20 protein-coding genes are annotated in these 25312 nt (G+C 68.7%); 4 read left to right on the top strand and 16 right to left on the bottom strand.

The genetic code is table 11. The features are described from left to right. Positions 1-5: 5 nt before the first annotated feature. Positions 6-3668, bottom strand: a complete 3663-nt coding sequence (gene smc, locus E3T55_RS02310; protein ID WP_134517945.1) for a chromosome segregation protein SMC — start codon at positions 3666-3668, stop codon at positions 6-8. A gap of 303 nt (positions 3669-3971) precedes the next feature. Here smc and E3T55_RS02315 point away from each other — a divergent pair, with 303 nt between their 5' ends. Continuing rightward, complete coding sequence (locus E3T55_RS02315; RefSeq protein ID WP_166791646.1) at positions 3972-5123, top strand: GNAT family N-acetyltransferase; 1152 nt, start codon at positions 3972-3974, stop codon at positions 5121-5123. 61 nt (positions 5124-5184) lie between these two features. Here the strand turns inward: E3T55_RS02315 and mutM are convergent, their stop codons facing one another. From mutM to E3T55_RS02360, 9 genes are all read right to left on the bottom strand, one after another. Then, the gene (gene mutM / locus E3T55_RS02320) at positions 5185-6120 is read right to left on the bottom strand and encodes a bifunctional DNA-formamidopyrimidine glycosylase/DNA-(apurinic or apyrimidinic site) lyase (RefSeq protein WP_134517947.1); all 936 of its coding nucleotides are present in this window, start codon (positions 6118-6120) and stop codon (positions 5185-5187) included. A 78-nt stretch (positions 6121-6198) separates the two neighbouring features. Next, positions 6199-6900 (bottom strand): ribonuclease III, encoded by a 702-nt coding sequence (rnc, locus tag E3T55_RS02325; RefSeq protein ID WP_134517948.1) that lies wholly within the window; start codon positions 6898-6900, stop codon positions 6199-6201. A gap of 15 nt (positions 6901-6915) precedes the next feature. Beyond that, complete coding sequence (gene rpmF, locus E3T55_RS02330; protein ID WP_119976699.1) at positions 6916-7119, bottom strand: 50S ribosomal protein L32; 204 nt, start codon at positions 7117-7119, stop codon at positions 6916-6918. A gap of 2 nt (positions 7120-7121) precedes the next feature. After that, positions 7122-7730, bottom strand: coding sequence for a YceD family protein (locus tag E3T55_RS02335; protein WP_241992794.1), 609 nt, complete (start codon positions 7728-7730; stop codon positions 7122-7124). A gap of 10 nt (positions 7731-7740) precedes the next feature. Continuing rightward, entirely contained in the window at positions 7741-10245 is a 2505-nt protein-coding gene (locus E3T55_RS02340; RefSeq protein WP_166791647.1) for a transglutaminase TgpA family protein, read from the bottom strand. After that, the gene (locus tag E3T55_RS02345) at positions 10238-11554 is read right to left on the bottom strand and encodes a DUF58 domain-containing protein (RefSeq protein ID WP_134517951.1); all 1317 of its coding nucleotides are present in this window, start codon (positions 11552-11554) and stop codon (positions 10238-10240) included. The genes E3T55_RS02340 and E3T55_RS02345 overlap by 8 nt, the downstream gene beginning before the upstream one ends. Further along, a complete protein-coding gene (locus E3T55_RS02350) occupies positions 11551-12579 on the bottom strand; it encodes an AAA family ATPase (RefSeq protein ID WP_134517952.1) in 1029 nt (342 codons plus the stop codon). Before E3T55_RS02350 ends, E3T55_RS02345 begins: the two co-directional genes overlap by 4 nt. Then, a complete protein-coding gene (gene coaD, locus E3T55_RS02355) occupies positions 12576-13064 on the bottom strand; it encodes a pantetheine-phosphate adenylyltransferase (protein ID WP_134517953.1) in 489 nt (162 codons plus the stop codon). Before coaD ends, E3T55_RS02350 begins: the two co-directional genes overlap by 4 nt. Before the next feature lie 95 nt (positions 13065-13159). Continuing rightward, positions 13160-15487: an ATP-dependent DNA helicase RecG gene (locus E3T55_RS02360; protein WP_134517954.1), complete on the bottom strand. Its 2328-nt coding sequence runs from the start codon at positions 15485-15487 to the stop codon at positions 13160-13162. 221 nt (positions 15488-15708) lie between these two features. Here E3T55_RS02360 and E3T55_RS02365 point away from each other — a divergent pair, with 221 nt between their 5' ends. Further along, complete coding sequence (locus E3T55_RS02365) at positions 15709-16308, top strand: RsmD family RNA methyltransferase (RefSeq protein WP_134517955.1); 600 nt, start codon at positions 15709-15711, stop codon at positions 16306-16308. Positions 16309-16346: 38 nt separating this feature from the next. Then, positions 16347-18512 carry a S9 family peptidase gene (locus E3T55_RS02370; RefSeq protein WP_174775417.1) on the top strand — a complete coding sequence of 722 codons (2166 nt, stop codon included), beginning with the start codon at positions 16347-16349 and terminating at the stop codon, positions 18510-18512. A 19-nt stretch (positions 18513-18531) separates the two neighbouring features. Here the strand turns inward: E3T55_RS02370 and thiL are convergent, their stop codons facing one another. After that, positions 18532-19515 carry a thiamine-phosphate kinase gene (thiL, locus tag E3T55_RS02375; RefSeq protein WP_134517956.1) on the bottom strand — a complete coding sequence of 328 codons (984 nt, stop codon included), beginning with the start codon at positions 19513-19515 and terminating at the stop codon, positions 18532-18534. Between the two features lie 23 nt (positions 19516-19538). Here thiL and E3T55_RS02380 point away from each other — a divergent pair, with 23 nt between their 5' ends. Further along, a complete protein-coding gene (locus E3T55_RS02380) occupies positions 19539-20087 on the top strand; it encodes a DUF3515 domain-containing protein (RefSeq protein ID WP_241992795.1) in 549 nt (182 codons plus the stop codon). Positions 20088-20359: 272 nt separating this feature from the next. Here E3T55_RS02380 and E3T55_RS02385 read toward each other — a convergent pair whose 3' ends face one another. The 5 genes from E3T55_RS02385 to leuD form a co-directional block, all read right to left on the bottom strand. After that, positions 20360-21466: a D-alanine--D-alanine ligase family protein gene (locus tag E3T55_RS02385; RefSeq protein WP_166791648.1), complete on the bottom strand. Its 1107-nt coding sequence runs from the start codon at positions 21464-21466 to the stop codon at positions 20360-20362. Then, positions 21360-22484 carry an NAD(P)H-dependent glycerol-3-phosphate dehydrogenase gene (locus E3T55_RS02390; protein ID WP_134517957.1) on the bottom strand — a complete coding sequence of 375 codons (1125 nt, stop codon included), beginning with the start codon at positions 22482-22484 and terminating at the stop codon, positions 21360-21362. The genes E3T55_RS02385 and E3T55_RS02390 overlap by 107 nt, the downstream gene beginning before the upstream one ends. 1 nt (position 22485) lies before the next feature. Then, positions 22486-23163, bottom strand: coding sequence for a lysophospholipid acyltransferase family protein (locus E3T55_RS02395; protein WP_420897959.1), 678 nt, complete (start codon positions 23161-23163; stop codon positions 22486-22488). Positions 23164-23257: 94 nt separating this feature from the next. Beyond that, a complete protein-coding gene (murA, locus tag E3T55_RS02400) occupies positions 23258-24580 on the bottom strand; it encodes a UDP-N-acetylglucosamine 1-carboxyvinyltransferase (protein ID WP_174775420.1) in 1323 nt (440 codons plus the stop codon). Positions 24581-24674: 94 nt separating this feature from the next. After that, positions 24675-25310, bottom strand: a complete 636-nt coding sequence (leuD, locus tag E3T55_RS02405; protein WP_134517959.1) for a 3-isopropylmalate dehydratase small subunit — start codon at positions 25308-25310, stop codon at positions 24675-24677. Positions 25311-25312: the final 2 nt, after the last annotated feature.

Below are 25312 nucleotides of genomic sequence, written 5' to 3' on the forward strand. Positions count from 1 at the left end.
GCGGGTCAGGAGGCGACGGACTCGCGCACGGACTCCCGCTCAACACGCTGCCCGACGACGGCGCTGACCCCGTCTTGGCGCATCGAGACGCCGTAGAGGGCATCCGCTATTTCCATGGTGCGCTTCTGGTGGGTAATCACGATCAGCTGGCTGGTTTCGCGGAGGTCTTCGAAGATCGTGAGCAGGCGGCCGAGGTTGGCGTCGTCGAGGGCGGCTTCAACCTCGTCCATGATGTAGAACGGGCTCGGCCGGGCCTTGAAGATCGCGATCAGCAGCGCCACGGCCGCGAGTGACCGCTCACCGCCGGAGAGCAGCGAGAGCCGTTCGATCTTCTTGCCGGCCGGTTTCACCGAGACCTCGATGCCGGTGGCGAGCAGATCACTCGGATCGGTCAGCCAGATGCTGCCAACCCCGCCCGGGAAGAGCACCGGGAACACCTCGGCGAACGCGGCCTGGGTGTCATCAAATGCCGCCCGGAAGATGACCTGCATCTTGTCGTCGATCTCGTCGATGATTGTGAGCAGGTCGGCGCGGGTCTGCGTGAGGTCGGTGAGCTGCTCGGTGAGAAAGCGGTGCCGCTGTTCGAGCGCGGCGAATTCCTCGAGGGCGAGGGGGTTCACGCGGCCAAGTCGGCCGAGCTTGCGCTCAGCGAGACCGAGACGGGCGAGTTGCTCCTCGCGCACATAGCGCGTGCCCGATGCCGAGCGCGTCTGCGCAAGAGGGGATGCGTCCGGCACCGCAGTAGCCGGCACCGCAGTAGCCGGCACCGCAGTAGCCGGCACCGCAGTATCCGGCACCGCAGTCGCCAGCGCCTCGGGAATCATAACCTCGGGAATCAGCACCTCGGGCCCATACTCGGCGGTGAGCACCGTCTCGGTCAGGCCCAGCTCGCTGAGGGCACGTTCCAACAGGCCGGACAGGTGCAGCTTCTTCTCGTAGATCTGCAGTTCGAGGCCGTGCACGGTCTCGGTGACGGCCTGCACCCGGTCGCGCAGCGCCGACTCCTCCCGGCGCAGGGAGCGCAGCTCATCGTTCTGGGCGCTACGGTCAGCTTCGGCGGTGCTGACGCGCAGTCGTGCGGCGGAGACGGCAGCATCCACCGAGGCGAGAACGAGCGGGAGCGCCTGCGCGACGCTGGAGGCGGCATCCGCTTGCTGGCGCCTGATGACGGCGCGGCGAGCGGCCTCGAGGGCCGCGGTACGTTCGTCTTCGAGCCGGGCCGTGAGCGACACGGTCTGTGCGCGAGCCGCGGAGACCCGCTCGTGGGCGGTGTCGACGCGCAATCGAGCTTCGACCTCGTGTTCTCGACAGGCCTCGAGCTCGAGGACCACGGCGTCGCGGGCGGCCACATCGAGCACCGGACGCGGTACGGCGAGGGCTGCCTGCAGGGCCTGTTCGGCCGCGACCGCTGTGGCTTCGGCGTCGGCCACGGCGCGAACGGCCGGTTCATGGGCGGCCGCGAGCCGCTCGTAGTCGGCGTCAGCGGCGTCGAGCTGCAGCCTGGCGCGGCTGCGCTTGTCGGCGTGAGCCGTGCGTGCCGCCTCGAGGGCGCGCAGTGCGGTGCGGGCACGCTCCACCTGGCCCTTCTGCGTCTGGAGACCCGCGCGCAACTCCGCGAGTTCGCCGCGCACCCGGTCGACGAGTGTCGTCGCGACGCCGAGACGTTCGGCGGCCGTGTCGCGTTCGGCGATGAGTTCGACCTTGCTGGGGGTCGCACCCGACCCGCCGCGCAGCGCATGGTCGGTGAGCACCTCTCCGGCCCGAGTCACGACGGTCAGCCCGTGAAACCCACTCGCGACCGCATACGCGGCCCGCGCCGTGGCCAGGGTCTCGGCAATGACACAGCCACCCAGCACTCCGAGTACCCCGGCGGGAGCCTCGATCACGCTGCGGGCCCACACGAGGCCAAAATCGGCATCCGTCACCGGCTCGACGACCGAGGAGTCGGCGACGATGAGCTCCACCCGACCGGAGTCACTCGCGGTTGCCTGCTCGAGGGCAGCGACGGCGTGCTCGTGGGTGTCGGCGAGAACCGCGTTCGCGAGTGAACCGAGCGCGGCCGCGATGGCGGTTTCGTAGCCCGGCTGCACGCGCACGTGCTCGGCGACGAGCCCCCGAATGCCCGCAAGCCCGGCACCGATCAGTGCCGACGATCCGTCACGCTGGTCGAGGGCGAGCGCGAGCGCGCCCCCGCGGGCGGCCTGCGCGTCGCGCTCTCGTTCGTGACCGTGCAGGGCCTCCCGCAGACGTTCAATCTCGCCCTCGGTGCGGCGAATCTCGGCACGGCCTCGATCGAGGGCGGCGGCGCTCGGCGCCGGCGTGGCCTCGTCGGCGGATGCCCGCTGCTCGTTGTCGAGGCGCGCTCCGGCCGCCTCCACGGAATCGACGAGCTGTTGCGCGGAGGCTCGACGGACGAACGCCGCGTCGAGGGCGCTCTGCTGCCGCACCACCTCGCCACGCACGGCCGCGAGGCGCGTCGCGCTCGTCGCCGACCGCCCGGTCAACTCGGACTTGTTGAGGTCGTAGCGGGAGACCAGCGCGGCCTGCACGGCGATCTGCTCGTTGGCCACATCGACCCGGGCGCGCACGGCGACGGTCTGCGCCCGTCGCGACTCGTGGTCGGTGTCGGCCAGAACGATTGCCGACAGCAGCCGCTCAACCTCATCTTCGGCCTGCTGCACCATGGCCGCCGTCACGCCCGGCGACACCGGCGTCGGCTGCTCGGCGGAGCCGAGCAGCGCCAGCCGTTCGGTGGCGAGGCTCAACAGGCCCCGCAGCCGTTCCTGAACGGCCTCGAGCGCGAAGCTCGTGCGCCGCGCCTGGTCGACGACGTCACCGACCTGCTCTTCTTCGAGTCGCAGCACCCTGGCTTGCCGATGCGCGAGCTGTTCCTGCAGAACAAGGCGTTCAGAGTGGCGTTCCCGCTCGGTACGACCGTGTGCGTCGAGCACGGCCCGCAGCGTGACGACGTCGTCAGCCAAGAGTCGGGCGCGGGCGTCGCGCACGGTCGCGGCGATGGTCTGGGCCTCGCGGGCGACCTCGGCCTGGCGGCCCAGGGGCGTGAGCTGGCGGCGAATCTCCCCGGCGAGGTCGCTGAGCCGAGTCAGGTTCGCCTGCATCGCGTCGAGCTTGCGCAGGGTCTTCTCTTTGCGGCGGCGGTGTTTGAGGATGCCGGCGGCTTCCTCAATGAAGCCACGCCGCTCTTCGGGACTCGCGCGCAGCACCGCGTCGAGCTGGCCCTGGCCCACGATGACGTGCATCTCGCGGCCGAGGCCGGAGTCGCTCAGCAGCTCCTGCACGTCGAGGAGCCGGCAGTTGCGGCCATTGATGGCATACTCGCTCGCACCGGTGCGAAACAGGGTGCGCGAAATGGTGACCTCTGAGTAGTCGATCGGCAGGGCGCCGTCGCTGTTGTCAATCGTCAGGGTGACCGCGGCCCGACCGAGCGGACCGCGGGTCGAGGTACCGGCGAAGATGACGTCGTCCATCTTGCCGCCGCGCAGCGTCTTCACGCCCTGCTCCCCCATCACCCAGGCGAGTGCGTCGACGACGTTCGACTTGCCGGAACCGTTGGGGCCGACGACACAGGTGACCCCGGGTTCAAAGGCAAAGGTCGTGGGCTGGGCGAAAGACTTGAACCCCTTGAGGGTGAGGCTCTTCAAATACACGCGCACCCCTTCGGTCGGTTGCTCATTCGGTTGTTCATTCGGCTGGTCGTTCGGCTGGTCGTTCGGTTACGCGTCACCGCACTCGTGCGGGGCTGATTCAACGCTACCCTGCACCACCGACACAGCCCGGAGCCCGCGCTTCACGCGCCGTGTGGCGGGCGAAAAGAGCGACTCCTGCGCCGGTTTGCGGCCGTGACGCACGCGCAGGGCCCGTGCATGCGCAAGCAGCGGCACCCTCGTCCGCAGCACCCTCGTCCGCAGCACCCTCGTCCGCAGCACCCCAATGGGGCTATCCTGCTTCTCATGGCTGAGATCGAATTCACCATAGACGAACTAACAATTCCGGAGGCCTCCGGGGCCGCCGGCTGGAACGACTTCGTCGCGATGGTCGCTGTCCGTAACACGGTCGATACCGAGGCGTACGCGAGCGACGAGCTGGCCTTCACCCCGGAAGAGCTGCTGCCGGTCTGGCAGAACCAGCGCTACGAACCCAAACGAGTTCTCGTCGCCCGCGTCGGCGGCACCATCGTGGCACGTGCCACAGTGGAACGGCTTCCCGCCAGCGATCCCGATGGAGCGGCCAACGTGGCCTGGCTCTCCGTGCAGGTACTGCCCGGATGGCGCCGCCGAGGCATCGCCTCGGCCCTCACCGACCGCATCGAGGCCCTCGCCGCCGCCGACGGATGCCGCACTCTGATCGTGTATGCCGCCTCGCGTCCCGCGCCGGGCCCGGCCATGCCCTCGCCGACCGGGTTCGGGGCCGTTCCTCGCGACAATGCCGAGGTGCAGTTTCTGCTTCAGCGCGGCTACCGTCTGGAGCAGGTCGAGCGGGGCAGCCGGCTTGCCTTGCCGATCGGTCCCGACCTGTTGGCCAGTTTCGCCGAACAGGCGGCCGGATTCGCGGGCACGGACTACATCGTTCACTGCTGGCGGGACAACACGCCGCCCGGCTGGCGCGAAGACGTGGCCGTGCTGTACACGCGCATGAGCACGGATGCCCCCACCGCCGGCCTGCAGGAGCCCGAAGATGTGTGGACCGCCGAACGACTCGTCGACGAGGAGCGCTCGTTCGCCGGTTCCCCTCGCATACTGCTGACCGCCGCGGTGCGGTATATCCCGAGCGGTCATCTGGTGGGGTTCAGCCAGCTCTCGGTGCCGGCCGAACGCGATCGACCGGTCAGCCAGGAGGACACCCTCGTGCTGCGCGAGCATCGCGGCCACCGGCTCGGCATGCTGCTGAAGGCGGCAAACCTGCACTACCTGCAGCGGGAGCATCCGGGACATCCCTCGATCATCACGTTCAATGCCGAGGAGAACCGGCACATGCTCGCCGTGAATGAGGCCCTCGGCTTCGTACCGATCGGTTACGAGGGCGCCTGGCGTCGATCACGCACGGACGCCCTGCCGGAGGGGCGCACCGGCGCGGATCAGGAGACGAGCTCTGATCGGGACTAGGGCAGGTCTGCGAGCGAACCTCGAGACCCAGCCTTCGCGAATGGTGGGAGTTCGTGACGCCCTAGCTCCCTCGCACCCGCTGGCACCTCGGACACAGGTGGGAGCCGCGGTTCATGAACTGTTCCCGCACGATCGTTGTGCCGCAGCGCGCGCACGGGGTGCCCTGCTGCCCGTAGACGCTGAGGCTGTGCGAAAAGTAGCCGGACTCACCGTTGACGTTCACGTACTGGGCGTCAAAACTGGTGCCGCCCTCGACGAGGGCGCGCTGCAGAATCGTACGCACCGCCGCGAGCAGGGCTCGGGCCCGCGGCAAGGTCAGCGACGATGCGGGCTGCTCATAGTGCAGCCGCGCGGCGTACAGCGCCTCGTCGGCGTAGATATTGCCGATACCGCTGATCACGGTCTGGTCGAGCAGCACCCGCTTGATACCTGCCTTCTTGCGGGCGAGCACCCGATAGAAGTCCGGCGCTGAGAAGGCAGGGTCGAGCGGGTCCCGCGCGATGTGGGCCACCTGGGACGGCAGGCGGCGTTGCCAACCGGTTTCACGGCGATCACCGGCTGCCATCGGTTCCAGCCCCGAGAAGCCGCCGGAGCGGCCATCCGCTGTCGGGGTCATCGTGTCGATGGCCATGCTGCCGAAGATGCGCTGGTCGACGAAATGCACCCACAGCTCGCCGAGCACCGGGTGTTCAACGCGCAGGCGGATGCGCAGCATTCGGTCGTCGACGGCTCCCGGCGCGCGCAGCAGCACCTGACCACTCATGCCGAGGTGGGCGACGAGGGCGCGCCCCGAGGCGAGGGGCACCCAGAGGAACTTTCCGCGGCGCACGACCGCGAGCATCCGCTGCCCCTCGAGCAGATCGACAAAGGGCCCGGCCGTCGAGTCGTGACGGCGCAGCGAGCGCGGTTCGAAAACCTCGACGGCGGTGACGGATGCCCCGGTGAGCGCCGGATCGAGCCCGGCACGCACGACCTCGACCTCGGGCAGCTCAGGCATCGACAAGCTCAGGCATCGACAGGCTCAGGCATCGACAGGCTCAGACATCGGCAAGCTCAGCTGTCACGCGCGGGCTGCTCAGCGGGAGCGGCGGGCGGTGAGCTGCTCGACCGCAGAGCGCGCGGCGGCCATTTCGGCGAATTTCTTGCTCGTGCCCTCGCCGCGCGCGACGAGGTCGGCGCCGACGGCGACGGCGGCGATGAAGACCTTGGCGTGATCGGGCCCGGTTTCGGTGACCGTGTACGCGGGAGCGCCGGTGCCCCGGCGGGCGGCGAGCTCCTGCAGCGAGGTTTTAAAATCCAGGGAACCGCCGAAACGATTCGGGTCGGCCAACAGCGGCGCGATGAGGCGCAGCACGAGCGCGGTGGCCGCGTCGCCGCCGGAATCGAGGTAGACGGCGCCGATGAGTGCCTCGACGGTGTCGGCGAGGATCGACGAATTGTCGCGGCCGCCCGTGAGCAGTTCCCCGCGGCCGAGCCGCAGGTACTGTCCGAGGTCGATTCCACGAGCGATGTCGGCCAAGGCGGCGCTTGACACCAGACTGGCACGACGCTTGGACAGAACGCCCTCGTCGACCAGCGGGTTGCTGCGATACAGCATGACCGCGACGGCCTGTCCCAGAATCGAATCGCCGAGAAACTCCAGGCGTTCGTTGGTGGGGATGCCGCCATTTTCGTACGCAAACGAACGATGAGTGAGGGCCAGCTCCAGCAGGGTCGGCTCGATCTGCACACCGAGGGTCGCCAGAAGAGGCGACCGCTCGGGATCAGAGTTCGTCATCGTGTGGTGACAGATTTAGATGTCAGCGACTTTACGGCCCTTGTATTCCATGAAGAGGGCGGTGCCGGCGGAGTCGGTGACAACCTTGGCACGGTGCGGAAGGCTGTAGACAACCTTGCCGTTTTCCATCGTCTTCACGAGGGTGGGAGGGGTGGCCTTCCACTGCGCGCGACGGGAGTGGGTGTTGGAACGCGACATCTTGCGCTTCGGTACTGCCATGACTACTTCTCTTCTCTGTCTAAAGTAACGCTGTGTGAGTCTAAATCAACGCTGTTCGAGTCAGCATGGATGATCTCATCCGTGTTGATGGTGGTGGAGGCTTGGAATCCCGCAAGCGCTGACCACCGTGGATCGGTCGGCGGGGTGGGATCGAGTTGCGGTGAGTCTTCCAGGGGCTGCCCGGTCTCACTGTCAAGACCCGGGCAATCCCGCCGGCAAACCGGCTGGAACGGTAGTGACAAGACTACCGCGTCCCGAATCAAGGATTCCGCGTCGACATGGTCGTCCGAAATCTCAAACTCAAAAGCTTCGTCTTGAGAGTAGCCGAAAAGTTCCGAGAAATGAACTCGAACCGGCAGCGCGATGTCTTTCAGGCATCGGCCGCAGATACCCTCGGCGGTTCCGGTGATGCTGAAGGTCGCCAGAATGCCCTCGTGCATGGCTTCCAGGCGCAGGTCGGTCTCGAGCGTTGAGCCCGCTTTGACCGACACGAGGCCGGCACCGAGGTCTTCGGGAACGACGATGTCGAGTTCCCGTTCGTGCATTGTGCCTGGACGATTGATGAGGTCACGAACATCAATCGTGTACGGCGTTTTCTTGAACTTGGTCACCAGCCCTAGTCTACGCGTTCGTCGAACCCTGCCCGCGCGCATCCGCGAACCGTTCGCTCGCGCGCGCACCGGAGTGAGCACCGGAGTGAGCACCGAGCAGCGACACGGGCGCGAGCGCGGCCCGGAGTCTGACGGCACGGTCCGACGCGGCGAAGAGCGCCCGCACGACCCGGTCGACGTCGTCGGCGAGCGCGCCGGCCCCCCGCAGCGGAGCGGCCCCCGGCTGGGCGAAGCGCAGCCGTTCGAGGTCGCCGAGCACCCGGTTCAGCGCGTCCCGGTTCAGCGCGTCCCGGTCAGCGGATGCGTCCAGCCGGGCCTCCAGCCGGGCGGCCACCTCGCGGGGCGTGTCGGTGCGACTCACTCGCACCCCGAGGTCGAGCGCGGTGTCGGTCAGTTCCGCCCAGGCCTCCGCCGCTCCCCCGCGTTGGCCCTGTCCGGTGCCCCGGCCGACGTTGACCCCGTCGATATTGGCACCGGCCCCGGAACGGATGCGGCGCAGCCGACCGCGGCGCCGCCAGCCACGCAGCAGACCGGGCACGAGCAACAGCATCGAGACCACGAGCAGCATAGTTCCGGGCCAGAACACAATCGCGGTGAGCACCTCATCGCCGGCAGCAGCCTGACCGGGGTCCGTTCCGGCATCCGTGGGAACAACCCCCTCTGGCCGCGGGGTCTGCGCCGCATCCGTCGCCCCCGGCGTGCGTGACGGCGCCGGAGTGACACCGACCTGCGCATAGTCGGGCACACTGCCGCGACCGGGGGTCGGCTCGAACGGCACCCAGCCGACGCCCACGAAGTACAGCTCTGGCCAGGCGTGCAGGTCGTGCGAGTCGACCTCGAAGGTCTCGATGCCCTGGCTGAAGTTGCGCGTACCGGGCAGATAGCCGATCGAGATGCGTGCCGGAATGCCGAGTGCCCGCGCCATGACGGCCATGGCCGAGGAGAAGTGCACGCAGTATCCGCTCTTGGCCTCGAGGAAGGTACCGACGACCTCGAGGCCGCCACCGTCGTAGCCCTCCTCAACGGGCGCTTCGGTGTCGTAGCGAAAGTCCGCTCCGTTCAGATAGTCCTGCAGGGCCACCGCCGAGTCGTAAACGGATGCGCTGTCGGCCGTCACCGTGCGGGCGGTCTCGTCGATGATGGCCGGGCGTTCCTCGGGCAGCTCCAGGTTTGCGACGGCATCCGCGGGGTACTCCCGGCTCGACGTGCGCAGCTGGTCTGCCGTTGGCACGACCTCGAAGCCCGAGACCGTGTAGGTCTGGCCCTGCGTGCTCGCGTTCTGGCCCTTCACCGTGAGTGTCTCGCTGTTCCAATACCAGTTGCCGGTCAGGCCGTTCACCCGGGTGGCCGGCATCGGCAGCGGCAGCAGGGGCGACCGCACGCCATCGATGACGATCGACGAACTGAACTCCACGGTCTCGACATCATCGCCGAGTCCGGCCGGCCGGTCGATCGCGTCGACCGTGTTCGTCTGGTCGATCACGTCGTCATCGGACGTCCACGTGGTTCCCTCGAAGGTATCGAGGGTCAGGAGCGTCAGGTAGGGGCGGTTCTCGGCCGTCGTGACATAGTGCAGGGCCGGGCCGGCCTCGGGGCGCCGCAGGTCCTGCCCGAGGTCGACCATCGGGCTCACCCCCGCGCCGAACAGCGATCCGGCCCCGCCGCCCGCGCCGCTCGTGGCGACGGTGGGCACCACAAGGCTCAGCGTGAGGGCTCCGACCAGGGTCACGCCGCCCAGCAGCAGCGAGCCGCCACCGGAGCCGGGGCCGCCCCACGGCCCCGACACCCACGATCCGGACGCGTGCGATTGGGATGCGTGCGATTGGGATGCCACGGCGCGGAGCCTCATACTCGCGCGCTCCTCGCGCCCGTGCCCCAGCCGCACGTCGATCCGCAGCAGCCACAGATACGCCGCGGCGACGAGCAACAGCGGAAGCGTTCCGACACCCTCCGACAGCACGAGCCCGGGGATCAGCACCGGAATCAGCACGGCGAGCCCGGCAACCGCCGGCACGCGCAGGGTGACGGCGATGAGGTGAACGAGCCACGCCAGTACCCCGGCACCGGCCGCGAGCAGCAGCGTGATGCCCTCGGTCAACACGGCCGGTGTCGTCTGTTCGCTGATGGAGCTCGCGCCCTGTTCGGCGAGCGTGGTCAGCACGCCGATGGTGGCGGGGGTCGGAATCAGCCAGAGCAGCCCGGTACCGGCCCCGAACAGGAGGGTGAGCAGCATGACGAGCACCCCGAGGCCGGCGAACGGCACGAGCACCCGCGGCACCCCGATTCTGCGCAGCCCGGCGAGCGCCGCGAGGGTCACGACGGCCATCAGTGCGATCACCCACCACCACGCCGATCCACGCAGCACCGGTGCGAGTCCGCTGAAGCCGGTGAGCAGCAGAACGAGCAGCACGAGCATGAGCGGCCACTCGGCGCTGCGCGCTTCAGTCCGGCGCCGCGGTTCAGTCCGGCCGGCGTGAGACAGGCTGGGTTCATGAGGCACGCTGGGGTCAGGCATCGCGATCTCCATCCCGGCCGGAGCCGCCGCGCAGGGCCGAGTCCCAGGCTTCGGGGATATCGGCGGCCGCGTTGACGAGGATGCAGCGCCAGCCGGCCTCACGCAGGGTCGCCACGCTGCCCGAACTCATCGTTTCGAGCACGAATGCGATCGCCGGATGGGACCGCTCGCGCAGGGCTCGCAGGTCGGCCAGACCCCGAGCATCCGTTTCGACGAGAATCGCGATGGTCGGGCTCTGGCCGGTTCCCATCGATCGCCAGGGAGGGTCGTCGCCGTGCACCGCGGCAATGGGCTGCACGGTCGCGAGGGCCTCGAGCAGGGGTCGCTCGCCACCCACGTCGAAGTAGACCGGTGCGTCGCCGCGCAGCCCGCCGCGTTCACGCTCGGCGCCGGGAGCGATCTGGCTTGGCCCGGTCTCGACGAGCTGCATGCGAAATCCGGCACCGATGAGGTGCACGCCGACGGAGGCCGCGATCTCGATCGCGAGTTCAAATGAGCGGATGCCGCGGAGCCGGGCACCGGGCCGGGCATCGAGCGGTGTGGTATCGAGTACGAGTCGCGCCTCGGGGTTGCTGCGCTGTTCCTCCTGGCGCACCATGAGTTCGCCGTGCCGGGCGGTGGCGCGCCAGTTCACTCGCCGCAGGGGGTCGCCGGGGCGGTACTCGCGGGCAATGAGCTCGTCTGCGTTGGGGCTGATGTTGCGCAGGGCCTCTCGACTGGCACCGTCCCCGCTCACCACGGCGAGCCCGGAGCCGGGAAGCGTCGTCACGCGCGGCGTGACGACAAAATCGTGCGGGTCACCGACCGGTCGTTCGTGAAAGGCGAGGCCAAAAGGATCCCGGCGGCCCAGCTGCAACGGTCCGCTCGAATACAGCCCCCGGGTCGGCGGCAGCACCGGATAGTCGACCCTGGCGGAGTCGGGGCCGCCGTCGGCGCCGGAGCCACGACGATCGAGCGTCGGCAGGTCACGACGCTCCGGCGGGCGGATGGCGCCGGACACCGTATCGCGCCAGCGGGCACCGAACACCGGCCGCGGCGACAGGTTGCGCACCCGCAGCGAGACCAGGGCGCTCTCGCCGGCGGCAACGACCGAGGGAAATACCGCCCGCCGCACCTCGACGCGCACCGGGCGCACCGACACGAAGACGAGGGCGACCATTGGCAGCACCAAGAGCAGTGCGGCCACGAACAGCAGGTCACGGCGGCCCAGCACCACGCCGAGAACCGCGAGCGTCGACCCGGCGAGCAGAAACATACCGCCGCGCAGGGTCAGCCACGGCAGCCAGACCGGGCGCGTGCGGTTCGTCACGGTCGGCCTTGCGCCCCGACCGGAACCGGGGTCGCCGCGACGATGCGCCGTACGATCTCCTCAATGAGCGGGGTGCTGTCCTGATGGTGGTGGCCCAGGGCGCGGCTCGTGGGCACCAGCCGATGGCCGAGAACGGCCACGGCGAGGCTGTCGATGTCATCGGGCAGCACGTACTCACGGCCGTGCAGGGCCGCCTGCGCCTTCGCGGCTCGAATGAGCTGCAGCGTCGCACGCGGGCTCGCCCCGAGCCGCAACTCCCGGTCGTCGCGGGTCGCGCGCACGAGGTTGACGGCGTATTCCTTGACCGCGCCGGACGCGAAGACACCGCGGGCGGCGGCCATCATGGCCCGCAGCTCGGCGCCGGAGACGACCGGTTCGATACGGGACAGCGGGCTGGTGTCGTCGCGGGAATCGAGCATCGCGAGCTCGGAACCGGCGTCGGGGTAGCCCATCGAGATGCGCGCCATGAAGCGGTCACGCTGGGCCTCCGGCAGGGCGTAGGTGCCCTCCATCTCGATCGGGTTCTGGGTGGCGACGACGGTGAAGGGCAGATCGAGCGGGTAGGTCGCGCCGTCGACGGTGATCTGGCGTTCCTCCATGCACTCGAGCAGCGCGGACTGGGTTTTGGGGCTCGCCCGGTTGATCTCGTCGCCGATCACGATGTTGGCGAAGACCGGCCCCGGCTTGAACTCGAACCGGTTCTGGGCCTGATTGAAGACCGATACCCCGGTCACGTCGGAGGGCAACAGGTCGGGCGTGAACTGAATGCGCCCGACGGTGCAGTCCACCGAACGTGCGAGCGCCTTCGCGAGCATCGTCTTGCCGACCCCCGGCACATCTTCGATGAGCAGGTGGCCGCCGGCCAGCAGCACGGTGAGCGCGATCAGCACGGCATCGTGTTTTCCGTCGATGACGGTCTCGACGTTGCGGATGATGTTGCGGCCCGCCTCGGCGACGGCAGGCAGCGAGACGGTCTGCACGATCGAGGGTTCGTCGGCGGCGAGGCCGAGGCGGGCGGTGGTCATGCCTTCGCTCGCTCCAGGAAGCGATTGACGACGGCGGGCACATACGGTGAGACATCTCCGCCGAGGGCCGCGACCTGGCGCACGAGCGAACTCGACACGTGGGCGTTGGCCGGATTCGGCAGCAGAAAGATCGTCTCGACGGCAGCGAGGTTGCGGTTCACGATGGCCATCGGCGTTTCGTAGGCCACGTCCACCTGCGAGCGGATGCCCTTCACGAGCACACTCGCCCCGACGTCCATGCAGTAGTCCACGAGCAGGCCCATGCTCCACGACGACACGGTGATGTTGCGCGGCAGGCCGGCCTCGACGATCGCCTGTTGCAGCAGCGACACCCGCTGGCTGATGGGCAGCAGGGCGGTCTTGCCCGGGTTGTGCACGACAAGAACGTGGAGTTCATCGAACAGGCCGGCGGCACGGTCGATCACGTCCAGATGTCCGAGCGTGACGGGGTCGAACGATCCGGGGACAACGGCGATCCTGCGCATAGGAAACACACTACTGCCCCCCGGTTACGCTGCCCCCATCGAGGAGCAGACTGAGGGGCAGAACCTTGTTTCTACCCGTCTGGGCAACCGTGCGCCTACCCCTTGTGCAGCCAGGAGCGTTGATTGTCGTTCAGGCGGCGTTCCACGGCCTGCCGCAGCACCGGCTCGGTGCGCAGTGCCGGGTCACCGCTGATCAAAAACTGCGCGGCCTGTCGGGCGCGGGCAATCAGGTCGCCGTCGATCGCGACCCGCAGCAGCCGCAGTGAGGACCGGTCCCCCGACTGCGAATCGCCGAGCACGTTGCCCTCCTGCCGCAGCTCGAGGTCGAGTTCGGCCAGCCGAAACCCGTCGAGGGTTGCGGCGACCGCGTCGATCCGCTGCCGGCTGGTCGACCCGCTCTTCGCGTAGGTGGCGAGCAGGCACAGGCCGGGAACACCGCCGCGCCCGACCCGGCCGCGCAGCTGGTGCAGCTGGGAGACCCCGAAGCGGTCGGCGTCCATGACGACCATCGCCGACGCGTTGGGCACGTCAACGCCGACCTCGATAACCGTCGTCGCCACGAGCACGTCGATCTCGCCCGCGGCGAAGGCCCGCATGGTCAGGTCTTTCTCCTCGCTCGTCATGCGCCCGTGCAGGGGTTCCAGTCGAAGTCCGGCAAGCGGCTGGTGTTGCCGCAGGCGCTCGAGCAGCGTCTCGACATCGTGGATCGGGCGCTTCTCGGCGGCGGGCTGGCCGGTTCCCTGGCTCGCAAGCTGGCCGGGGCGGGGGGCGGTGCGCGGGGCGGATGCGGCGGCGCGGGCCGGAGCGGCGGCATCCGTCACCGTGCCGTCGGCCTGATCGAGCGTCTGGCCTTCTTCGGCCAGTTTGGGCGCGATCGCGGGGCACACGACGAACACCTGCCGGCCGAGCGCCACCTCTTCGGCGACGCGATCCCAGATGCGCAGGAACCAGTGGGGTTTTTCACCGAGCGACACGACGACACTCTCGATGGGCCGCCGACCGGCCGGCAACATGGCGATCGTGCTCACGTCGAGGTCACCGAAAACGGTCATCGCGATCGTGCGCGGAATGGGCGTGGCCGTCAGCACGAGGGTGTGCGGCGGGGTCGCGCCTTTGCGTCGCAGCACCTCGCGCTGGTTGACGCCGAAGCGGTGCTGCTCGTCGATGACGACGAGCCCGAGGTCGAAGAACTCAACGTTGTCGCTCATGAGCGTGTGGGTGCCGATGACGATGTGCGACTGCCCGCTGACGATGCGCAAGAGGGCCTTGCGTTTCTCGGCGGCCGGCAGCTGCCCGGTCAGCAGCGTCGGCATCAGTTCGGCCGTGAGGTCGGGGCCAAGCATGGCGGTGATCGAGCGCAGGTGCTGGCCAGCGAGCACCTCGGTGGGGGCCAGAAGCGCGGCCTGTCCGCCGCTGTCGGCGACGGCGAGCATGGCCCGCAGCGCGACGACGGTCTTGCCCGAACCAACCTCACCCTGCACGAGCCGGCTCATCGGCGAGGTCTGGGACAGGTCGACGGCGATCTCGGCGGCGGCGATCTGCTGGTCGGTGGTGAGCACGAAGGGCAGGTTGGCGTCGAAACGATCCAGGAACCCGCCGGGCACCGGCTCCCTGGCCGTGGTGTGGCGCTCTCGGGCCTGGGTGTGCTGCTGCACGAGCGTGCACTGCAGAACCCATGCCTCGATGAACCGGAGGGTGTCGCGGGCCTGCTGCCAGTCGGTCGAGGCGTGCGGGCGGTGGATCAGCTCGAGCGCGCGGCCCTGCGGCATCAGCTTCTCGGAGGCGCGCAGCAGTTCGGGCACCGGATCGGGGATGGGACCGAGCGCGTTCAGGGCCAGGGCCACCGCGTCGGCGATCTCCCAGCTGGTGATTCGTGCGGTGGCCGGGTAGATCGGAACGATGTCAAGCAGCATGCGCTTGACCTTCGGGTCGATCACGACCTCGTCGAGTTCGGTGTCGAAGGTCTTGTAGGCGGGGTGCGCCAGCTGCACGGTGTTGCCGTGCGCGGTGACCTTGCCGGCGAAGATGCCGCGCACGCCGGGGTGCAGCGCTTTGGTGCGCCAGTTCTGGCTGCCCTTGGTGCCGTTCTTGCCCTTACCGAAGAAGATCAGCGAGAGGGTGTCCTTGCCGTCGGTGATCTTGACCGTGACCATGGTTCCGGGGCGAGACTTCATCTCGGACTCGGTGACGGAGACCACCTGGGCAATGACGGTCACGTCCTCGCCGACGATCAGTCGGGTGAGGTCAGACGATTCGCCGCGCAGGGCATAGCGGCGCGGATAGTGGCCCAGCAGGTCGGCGATGGTGTGCATTCCGAAGGCGGTGGCGAGTTCTTTCGCCGTGTCGCCGCCGACCACGGGACCCAGGGAGGAGTCGAGTGTCTTCGCGTCGCTCGGCACGGCGGTGGGCTGCAAACCGGTCATGCCTCAATCGTAGGCGGGGCCACCGACACGGCGGGCGGTCGGGCAGCGCGAGGCATCCGTCGCCGGCGTTGCCGGTGCCACAATCCAGCGATGGATGCTCGTGGCGCAGGTTAGATTCGGTGGCGCAGTATAGAAACTGCGCCCGTGAATCTAATCTGCGCCGCGACTGCCGTAACTGCCGCGACTGCCGCAACCGCCGCGGAAGCTAGGCTCGAATGACCATGACCCGCATTGTTTCCGGATTCGCCGGCTCCCTCACCCTGCACGTTCCGAAATCGGGGACGCGCCCCACGAGCGACCGGGTACGGGAGGCGATATTCAGCGCCCTCGACGCGCGCGACGCCCTGCGCGGCACCCGGGTGCTCGACCTGTACGCCGGGTCCGGCGCGCTCGGGCTCGAAGCCGCCAGCCGCGGCGCCCGCATCGTGACCCTCGTCGAGAACGGTTTCGGCGCCGCGCAAATGTGTCGCAAGAACGCGGATGCCGTGTCACGCATGGCGCCCAAACGGTCCAGCGCCGAGGAACACACGCTCAAGGTCAACGTCAGCACGCAAGCGGTGCAGTCCTTTCTCGCGGGCACCAAGGACGGTTTCGACATCGTCTTCATCGACCCGCCCTATGACCTGAGCGAGGTGGAGCTCGGCGCTAACCTCGCCGCCCTCGCGCCGCTCGTGGCCGACGATGCCCTGCTGATCGTGGAGCGCAGCTCGCGCTCGCCTGAACCCCTGTGGGGCCCGGCCTTCGATCTCGACCGCCGCAAAGACTACGGCGACACCACGGTCTGGTACGCCTCCCCCGCCGAGCCGCTCGCCGCCGACTGATTTCGGGGGTGGGAGGACGCGCGGGATAGCGTGGACCCATGTCACCTGAGATTTTGAACGAACAGATTCCGAACGAACAGATTCCGAACGAACTAATTCCGCCCGAACTGATTCCGCACGAACCGTTCTCGTCCCTCGACGGCTACATCGCGCTCCCCCGCGTGGACAGCCTCGCGCTCACCCCCGACGGGCGGCGGGTGATTTTGACCGTCGCGACGCTCGCCGCCGACCGCACCCGCTACGAGCGTGCGCTGTGGAGCGTCGCCGCCGACGGTTCCGGCGTTCCGCGCCGCCTGACACGCTCGGCCGAGGGCGAATCCGGCGTCGGATTCACCGCCTCCGGCGACGTGTTGTTCGTTTCGAAACGGCCAGACTCCGGGTCTCCGACGGCGGTCGCCGACACCGCTCAGCTCTGGTCGCTCCCCCACACCGGTGGCGAGGCGCGCCCGCTCACCTGCCTCGCCGGCGGCGTCTCCGGCATCGCTGCGACCGCCACCGCGAGCGACACCATCGTCATCACCGCCGATCTGCTGCCCGGTTCGGCCGATATCCACGCGGATGCCGCGGCCCGCCGCCGCCGCACCGAGACCAAGGTCGCCGCCATTCTGCACGAGAGCTACCCCGTGCGGTTCTGGGACCACAACCTCGGGCCGGCCGAGCCGCACCTGTTCGCCCTCGATCTGCACGACCTGCGAGACGACGCCAGCCCGGCCCGTGACCTGCCCACCTCCGACGGCTCAGCGGATGCCGCCGCCCGGTACCCGGTCGGCCTCCCCACGCCCCACGATCTCGCTCCACACCCCGGTCGCATGATGGACACCTCCGGGCAAGCGCTCACGCCGGACGGCCGCACCCTGATCGCATCCGTTCGCGTGCAGGAACAGCGTTCCGGCCGCCAGGCGATCGTGTCGATCGACGTGGCCACCGGGGCCTCCACCCCTCTCTTCGACGAACCGCGCGTGCACTTCAGCTCGCCCGCCCTCAGCCGCGACGGGCTGCGGCTCGCGTTTGTGCGTGTCGCCTTCAGTACCCCGACCGGCCCAGCCGACCACGAACTGTGGGTGAGCGACCAGGATGGAGGCAATGCCCGCCGCGTGGCCCAGGACTGGGACCGCTGGGCCACCAGCCTCGCCTTTGACGCCTCGGCCGAGAACCTGATCGTGACGGCTGACGACAACGGGCGCGGGCCCATCTTCCGGGTTCCGCTCGCCGCCGGAGACGAGCCGGTCGTACAGATCACGACCGACGACTTCAGCTACACGGATGTGGCCGTCGACGCGGTGACCGGGGACCTGGTCGCGCTGCGATCCTCGTGGGTCACGCCGGCGCATCCGGTGCGCATCGATTCCTCGGGTGCCGTCACCGTGCTCGCCACGCCCGCGGGTCTGCCGGCGGCTCCCGGCACGATCACCGAGGTCGAGACCACCGCCGAGGACGGAACCCGGGTGCGCGGCTGGCTGCTGCTGCCTGAGGGTGCCAACCCGGAGCATCCGGCGCCGTTGCTGCTCTGGATCCACGGCGGCCCCCTGAACAGCTGGAACGCCTGGAGCTGGCGGTGGAGCCCGCTGCTCGCCGTGGCCCGCGGCTATGCCGTGCTGCTGCCCGACCCGGCGCTGTCGACCGGGTACGGCCTCGACTTCATTGCCCGCGGCTGGAACGCCTGGGGCGCCGCTCCCTACACCGACCTGCTCGCGATCACGGATGCCGCTGAGGCCCGCCTCGACATCGACGGGAGCCGCACGGTGGCGATGGGCGGCTCGTTTGGCGGCTACATGGCGAACTGGATCGCCGGGCACACCGACCGGTTCAGCGCGATCGTGAGCCACGCGAGCCTGTGGGCGCTCGACCAGTTCAACGGCACGACCGACAACTCGCAGTACTGGCAGAGCATTTTCTCGCAGCAGGGCATGATCGACAATTCACCGCATCACAGCGTGCGCGACATCACGACGCCGATGCTTGTCATCCACGGCGACCACGACTACCGGGTACCGATCGGTGAGAGCCTGCGGCTCTGGTCGGAGCTCGCCGAGCACCACGCCGAGCCGGATGGAACAACCGCGCACAAGTTTCTGTTCTTCCCCGACGAAAACCACTGGGTCTTGAAGCCGCAGCACGCCGTGGTCTGGTACCAGACGGTGTTCGCGTTCCTCGACCAGCACGTGCACGACGCCGAATGGCAGCGGCCCGCCCTGCTCGGCTAGGTCCCGCCACGAGTAAGGGTTAGGCGGCGCCGTCCCAGCCGCGGTACGGGTCCCAGCCGCCCTGCTCGTGCGGCACGCCGTCGAGCAGCACGGCGCCGGCATCCGCGGTGACCGTGCCCAGCGCCCGGAACCCGGTCGGCAGGGTGACCCCGGCCGGGAACGTGGCGAGCAGGCCGTGGTCTTCGCCGCCGCCGAGGGCACGTTCGGGCGATTCGCCGAGCGCGGTCGAGAAGAAGTCGAGACCGACCCCGCTCGCCCGGGCGATGCGGCCGGCGTCGATCGCGAGCCCGTCGGAGACGTCGAGCATCGCGGTGGCCCCGCCGAGGGCCGCGGCCGGTCCCCGGTCGATGGGCGGCTCCGGGCGCAACTGGGCGGCGAGGGCCCGCGGATGCTCCGCCTTCACCCGGTCTGCCCGGCCGGCATCCGGCACACCCGCGTCGTCGACGCCGTAGCGAAACAGAAGCGCGAGCCCCTCGCCGGCGTCGCCGAGGGCGCCGGCCAGTGCCACGACGTCGCCGGGGCGCGCGCCGGAGCGCAGCACGGGTGCGCGGCCCTCGAGGTCACCGAAGGCCGTGACGGCGAGCGTGAGGGCGTCGGCGGCCGACAGGTCACCGCCGACCACCCCGCATCCGGGAGCGAGCGCCGCGCAGCAGGCCCGCACACCGTCGGCGATGCCCTCGAGCACCGACACCGCGGTCGAGGGCGGCGCGGCGATCGCCAGTACGAGCGCGGTCGGCACGGCGCCCATCGCGGCCACGTCGGACAGGTTCGTCGCGGCGGCCTTCCAGCCGAGGTCGAACGGCGTCGACCACGCGAGTCGAAAGTCGGGGCCCTGGATCATCATGTCCGTCGTCACGACGAAGCGTCCGTCGGGGGCGCGAATGACCGCCGCGTCGTCGCCGGGCCCCAGCAACTGCGAAGCGGATGCCGGCAGCCGCGGAAAGATACGCTCGAGCACCGCGCCCTCGCTCAGGTCGGCCAGGGTCTCTGCGGAAGTCGTCATACTTCAAACGGTAACCTGATTGTGTGACCCCCTCTTCTTCACCCGCGCCGCACCATCCGCTTTCCCGCCCGATTCGTCGCGGTGCACGCCCGCGCCGCGCCCGCAGCATCGGAGCGGCGGCGCTCGTCCTCACCGCGGTGGCGTTGCTCACCGGCTGCACGCCGTCGGTGCCGCTCGACCCGGCCGCCGACGCCGAGAACCCGGGCTGCGCCGACCTGATCGTGCGCCTGCCCGACACCGTCGCCGACCAGCCCAGCCGCGAGACGAACGCGCAGGCGACCGGCGCCTGGGGCGACCCGGCGGCCATTCTGTTGCACTGCGGCGTCGACGTGCCGGGGCCGACAACGCTGCCGTGCGTGACCATCAACGGCATCGACTGGATCGAAGACGACTCCGAGGCTCCGCTCTACCGGTTCACGAGCTACGGCCGCGAGCCCGCGACCGAGATCGTGATCGACTCCGACCGGGTCGCCGGATCGACCGCCCTCGTCGATCTGTCGCCCGCCATGGAGTTCATTCCCGCCACGAGCGCGTGCCTCGGCGCCGAAGACCTCGACATCCCGGGTTCCTGAGCCTGAGCCCTGAGCCCTGAGCCCCCAAGGGGCATTTTGTGGCTTCTCGCTCACGAGAAGCCAACAACGGCCCCTTGAGAGGCACCGCCCCTTCGCGAGACGCCAAAAAACGCCCCTTGGATCGACCTGAAGGGGCGTTTTTCGGCTTCTCGCAGCGGGGCGAGCCGCCCCAAGGGGCGTTTTGTGGCTTCTCGCTCACGAGAAGCCACACTCGGCCCCTTGAGCGGCCGGAACGTCCGGGATGCGCCCACTCGCGTACCCGCAGAGTGAAGCTAGCCGCGGCGCTCGGCGCGGGAGAGCGCCACATCGATGAGCTCGTCGATCAGCTCCGGGTAGGTGTATCCGCTCTGCAGCCAGCAGGTCGGGAACATCGAGATCGCCGTGAAGCCGGGCATGGTGTTGATCTCGTTGATCACCCAGCCCTCCTTCGTCAGGAAGAAGTCCACCCGGGCCAGCCCGGCGCCGGCGATCGCGTCGAACGCGGCGAGGGCCAGTCGCTGCATCTCGGCCAGTTCCGCGGCGCCGAGCGGTGCCGGGCAGACCAGCTCAACCCCGCCGGCGCCGAGGTATTTGGCGTCGAAGTCGTAGAAGTCGCGCCCGGTGACGATGACCTCGCCAGCGACGGATGCCCGACTCGGCTCCCCGGGGCGGCCCTGCAGCACCGCGACCTCGAGTTCCCGGCCGACGAGGCCTGACTCGATGAGCACCTTGCTGTCTTCGCGCAGGGCGACGGCCATCGCATCCGCCAGCTGCTCGGCAGAGGAAACCCGGCTGACGCCCACACTCGACCCGGCCCGGGCCGGCTTCACGAACGCGGGCAGGCCGAGCCGGTCGAGGGCGGCGTAGGCGGGCGCGGTATCTGTGGCCCACGCCTCCGCCGTCACCGTGTGCCACGGCGCGATCGGCAGGCCGGCCTGCGCAAAGACCGTCTTGGTGAAGTGCTTGTCCATGCCGAGCGCCGAGGCGAGCACGCCCGACCCTACAAAGGGCAGTCCGACGAGTTCGAGCATGCCCTGAATCGTGCCGTCCTCGCCGAACGGTCCGTGCAGGATCGGAAAGACCAGGTCGACCGACCCCAGTGACCGCGACACGCCGTTCTCGACGACGGTCAGCTCGCGGCTGCCGGTGCTCTCCGGCCACCGCACACGCGTGCCGTTGTCAACGACCACGGGAAGGTCGTCAGCGGGTGCATCCGGGTGCAGCACAAACTTGGCCGGGTCGTCGTCTTCCAGTATGAAGGCACCGTCCCGGGTGATGCCGACGGGAATGACGTTATAGCGCTCGCGGTCGATCGCCGCCAGCACTCCGCCCGCCGTTGCGCAGCTGATTGAATGCTCGCTTGAGCGTCCCCCAAAAAGCAGTACCACCGTGAGAGTCATCGATATTCCTTTCGCCCTGCGGTTCGCTGGACTCGGTGGTGAGGTGCGGGGCAATGTCCCGCGGGTTGAGTGTGCCGTCGAGCACCTGGCGTACCTGCTCGACGATGGGCATGTCGACGCCCTTGGCGCGCGCCAGATCCAGAATAGGGCCGACGGATGCGAGGCCCTCCGTGGTCTGCTGCATCTGCTTGACGACGTCATGGATGCTGTAACCCTGGCCGAGCAACCGGCCCGCCGTGTTGTTCCGCGACAGCGGCGACGTGCAGGTCGCGATCAGGTCACCGAGTCCCGCGAGGCCCGACAGGGTCTCCGGCTGGGCGCCGTAGGCGACCGCGAAGTCGGTCATCTCGACGAGGCCGCGGGTGATGATCGACGCCTTGGTGTTCTCGCCGTAACCGACGCCGTCGACGATGCCGATCGCGACCGCGATGAGGTTCTTGAGCACGCCGCCGAACTCGGTGCCGATGACGTCGGTGTTGACGTAGGAGCGAAAGTAGCGGTTGGTGGCGAGTTTCGCCACGATGTGCGCCGTCTCCATGCTGAGCGAGGAGACCACGGCGGCGGTCGGCTGTTCGCGGGCGATTTCGAGCGCGAGGTTCGGGCCGCTGATCGCCGCGATGTGCTCGGGGGCGATCGGCAGGGTCTCGGCGATGACCTCGCTCATGCGCATGCCGGTGGAACGCTCGACGCCCTTCATGAGTGAGACGAGGATCACGCCGGGTTCGAGGAACGGCTCCATGAGCACGAGGTTGTCGCGCAGGGTCTGGCTCGGCACCGAGATGAACACGACCTTGGCCCCGGCGAGGGCCTTCTGCAGGTCGGGGGTCGCGCGCAGCCCGACCGGCAGGTTGATGCCGCTCAGGTAGTCGCTGTTGCGGCGGGCTTCCGTGATCTCACGGGCGAGTTCGGGGCGTCTGGCCCACAGCACGACGTCGGCGCCGCCGTCTACGAGGATCTTCGAGAAGGTGGTTCCCCAGCTTCCGGCGCCGAGCACGGCGACCCGGGTTCCGGGGTGCATCTTAGGCTTCAAAACGGCCGGTCTCTTTCTGGTCATGCTCGCTGGGGTTCCAGCGTTTTTCGGGCGCCGTCTCACCACGCAGGTCTTCGAGCAGGCGGGTGATCGCATCCATCACCACCGCGGTGGCCTCGTTGAGGGTCGCGGTGTCGAGGCTGCGTTCGCTGAACCGGGACAGGTCGACGGGGTCGCCGATTTTCACGGAGATGGTCTTGCGGGGAAACAGGTTGAGCTTCTTGGAGTACCGCGGCATGAGGGCCTGCGTTCCCCAGTGCGCCGCCGGAATGACCGGGATGCCCTGCTCGAGCGCGATGCGCACTGCGCCGGTCTTGCCGCGCATCGGCCACATGTCGGGGTCGCGGGTGAGCGAGCCCTCCGGATAGACGACGACCATCTGTCCGAGTTCGACGAGTCGGCGGGCGGCCGCGACGGGCTGGCTACCGCGCACCGATCCGCCACGCTGCACGGGAACCTGGCCGGACTTGGTCAGCAGCCAGCCAGCCACGGGAATCGTGAACAGCGAGGCCTTCGCGAGGAACCGGGGCAGCCGGCCGAGCTTCCACGCGACGACGCCCATCACGATCGGGTCGATCTCGCTGTAATGATTGGGTGCGAAAACCAGGGCACCCTGCCGCGGCATCTTGTGACCATCAATAATTCTGAACTTCACGGCGAGATTCATGCCCGGAAGCACGAGGGCGCCGAGCACCCAGAAGATCGAGGGCTTGCTCTTCTCGGATCGAACCCGAGGCGCCTCCGCGCCGCCGGCGGTGGGGCTAGGCTTCGAGATCGAAATCCGCCCCCAACAGCCGCAGCTTGGTGATGAAGTTCTCATACCCCCGGCTGATGATTCCCACGTTGCTGACCGTCGACGAGCCCTCGGCGGTGAGCGCGGCGATGAGGTGGCTGAAGCCGCCGCGCAGGTCGGGCACCTCGATGTCGGCGCCGTACAGCTTCGTCGGCCCGGTGATGACGGCCGAGTGGTTGAAGTTGCGCTGCCCGAAGCGGCACGGGTGGCCACCCAGGCATTCGCGGTGGATCTGGATCGTCGCGCCCATCTTCACGAGAGCGTCGACGAAGCCGAAGCGCTGCTCGTAGACGGTTTCGTGCACGATCGAGGTACCGTGCGCCTGGGTCAGGGCGATGACGAGCGGCTGCTGCCAGTCGGTCATGAAGCCGGGGTGAACATCCGTCTCGATGATCACGGGCTTGAGGTCGCCGCCCGGGTGGTAGAAGCGGATGCCGTCGTCGTGAATATCGAAGGCACCGCCGACCTTGCGGAACACGTTCAGGAACGTGAGCATTTCGGGCTGGCGGGCGCCGCCGACGAAGATGTCGCCCTGGGTGGCGAGTGCTGCGGCGGCCCAGGAGGCGGCCTCGTTGCGGTCGAACAGGGCGCGGTGCGTGTAGCCGTCGAGCTTGTCGACGCCCTCGATGCGGATCACGCGGTCGGTGTCGACCGTGATGATGGCGCCCATCTTCTGCAGGATGTGGATGAGATCCATGATCTCGGGCTCGATCGCGGCGTTCTTGAGTTCGGTGATGCCGTCGGCACGTACCGCGGTCAACAGCACCTGCTCGGTGGCTCCGACGCTCGGGTACGGCAGTTCGAGCTTGGCGCCCTTGAGCCCGTTCGGCGCGGACATGCGGATGCCGTTGGGCTGCTTCTCGACGACGGCCCCGAATTTGCGCAGCACCTCGAGGTGGAAGTCGATCGGACGGTCGCCGATGCGGCATCCGCCGAGGTCGGGGATGAACGCTTCGCCGAGGCGGTGCAGCAGCGGACCACAGAACAGGATCGGGATTCGCGAGGACCCGGCGTGGGCGTCGATCGCGGCGAAGTGCGCGCTCTCGACGTCGACCGGGTCGAGGATCATGTCGCCGGGCTCGTCACCCTCGGTGACCTTGACGCCGTGCACCTCGAGCAGGCCACGCACGATGCGCACGTCGCTGATGTTGGGCACATCTTTCAGAAGGCTGGGAGTTTCCCCGAGCAGCGCGGCGACCATGGCCTTGGTGACCAGGTTCTTGGCGCCCTTGACCTCAATCCGGCCCACGAGAGGCCGGCCACCGCGAATGGTGACCTTGTCCACGTTCATGCCCACGGCTGCACCGTGGTTGGCCGCGCTGGCGCGGTGGAGGGCGTCTTCACGGGCAGCCCGTGCTTCATCAAGTACTGTGCTCACAAATTACCTACCTTGTGGTTCGTTCCGGTGCTGATCGTTCCGGTGCGGTTCGTGCCGGGAGAGTGCGGGGAAGCCAGGCCTCCCGCGTCGCTTCGAATTCTGCTATCCGCGCTTCTTCACGCAGGGTCAGGCCGATATCGTCGAGACCTTCGAGCAACCGCCATCTAGTGTAATCATCGATCTCGAAAGGCACGGTCAGGTCACCGACACGGGCGTGTCTGGCAATCAAATCCACGGTTATTTCGATGCCGGGGTCGGCCTCGGTGATCGCCCACAGCTGCTCGGCGGCTTCGTCGGTGATGGTTGCGGCCAGCAGACCCTGCTTGCCGGAGTTTCCCTTGAAGATGTCGCCGAACCGGGGGCTCAGCACGACGTCGAAACCGAAGTCACGCAGCGCCCAGACGGCGTGCTCGCGGCTCGAACCGACACCAAAATCGGCGCCGGCGATCAGCACCCGGCCACCCCGATAGGCCTTCTGGTTGAGCACGAATTCGGGGTCGGCACGCCAGGCGGCGAAGAGGGCGTCTTCGAAGCCGGTGCGGGTGACCCGCTTGAGGTACACGGCGGGGATGATCTGGTCGGTGTCAACGTTGGAGCGGCGCAGCGGCACGCCGATTCCGGTGACGGTCGTGAACTTGTCCATGA

Source organism: Cryobacterium frigoriphilum (assembly GCF_004403305.1).
GTDB lineage: Bacteria > Actinomycetota > Actinomycetes > Actinomycetales > Microbacteriaceae > Cryobacterium > Cryobacterium frigoriphilum.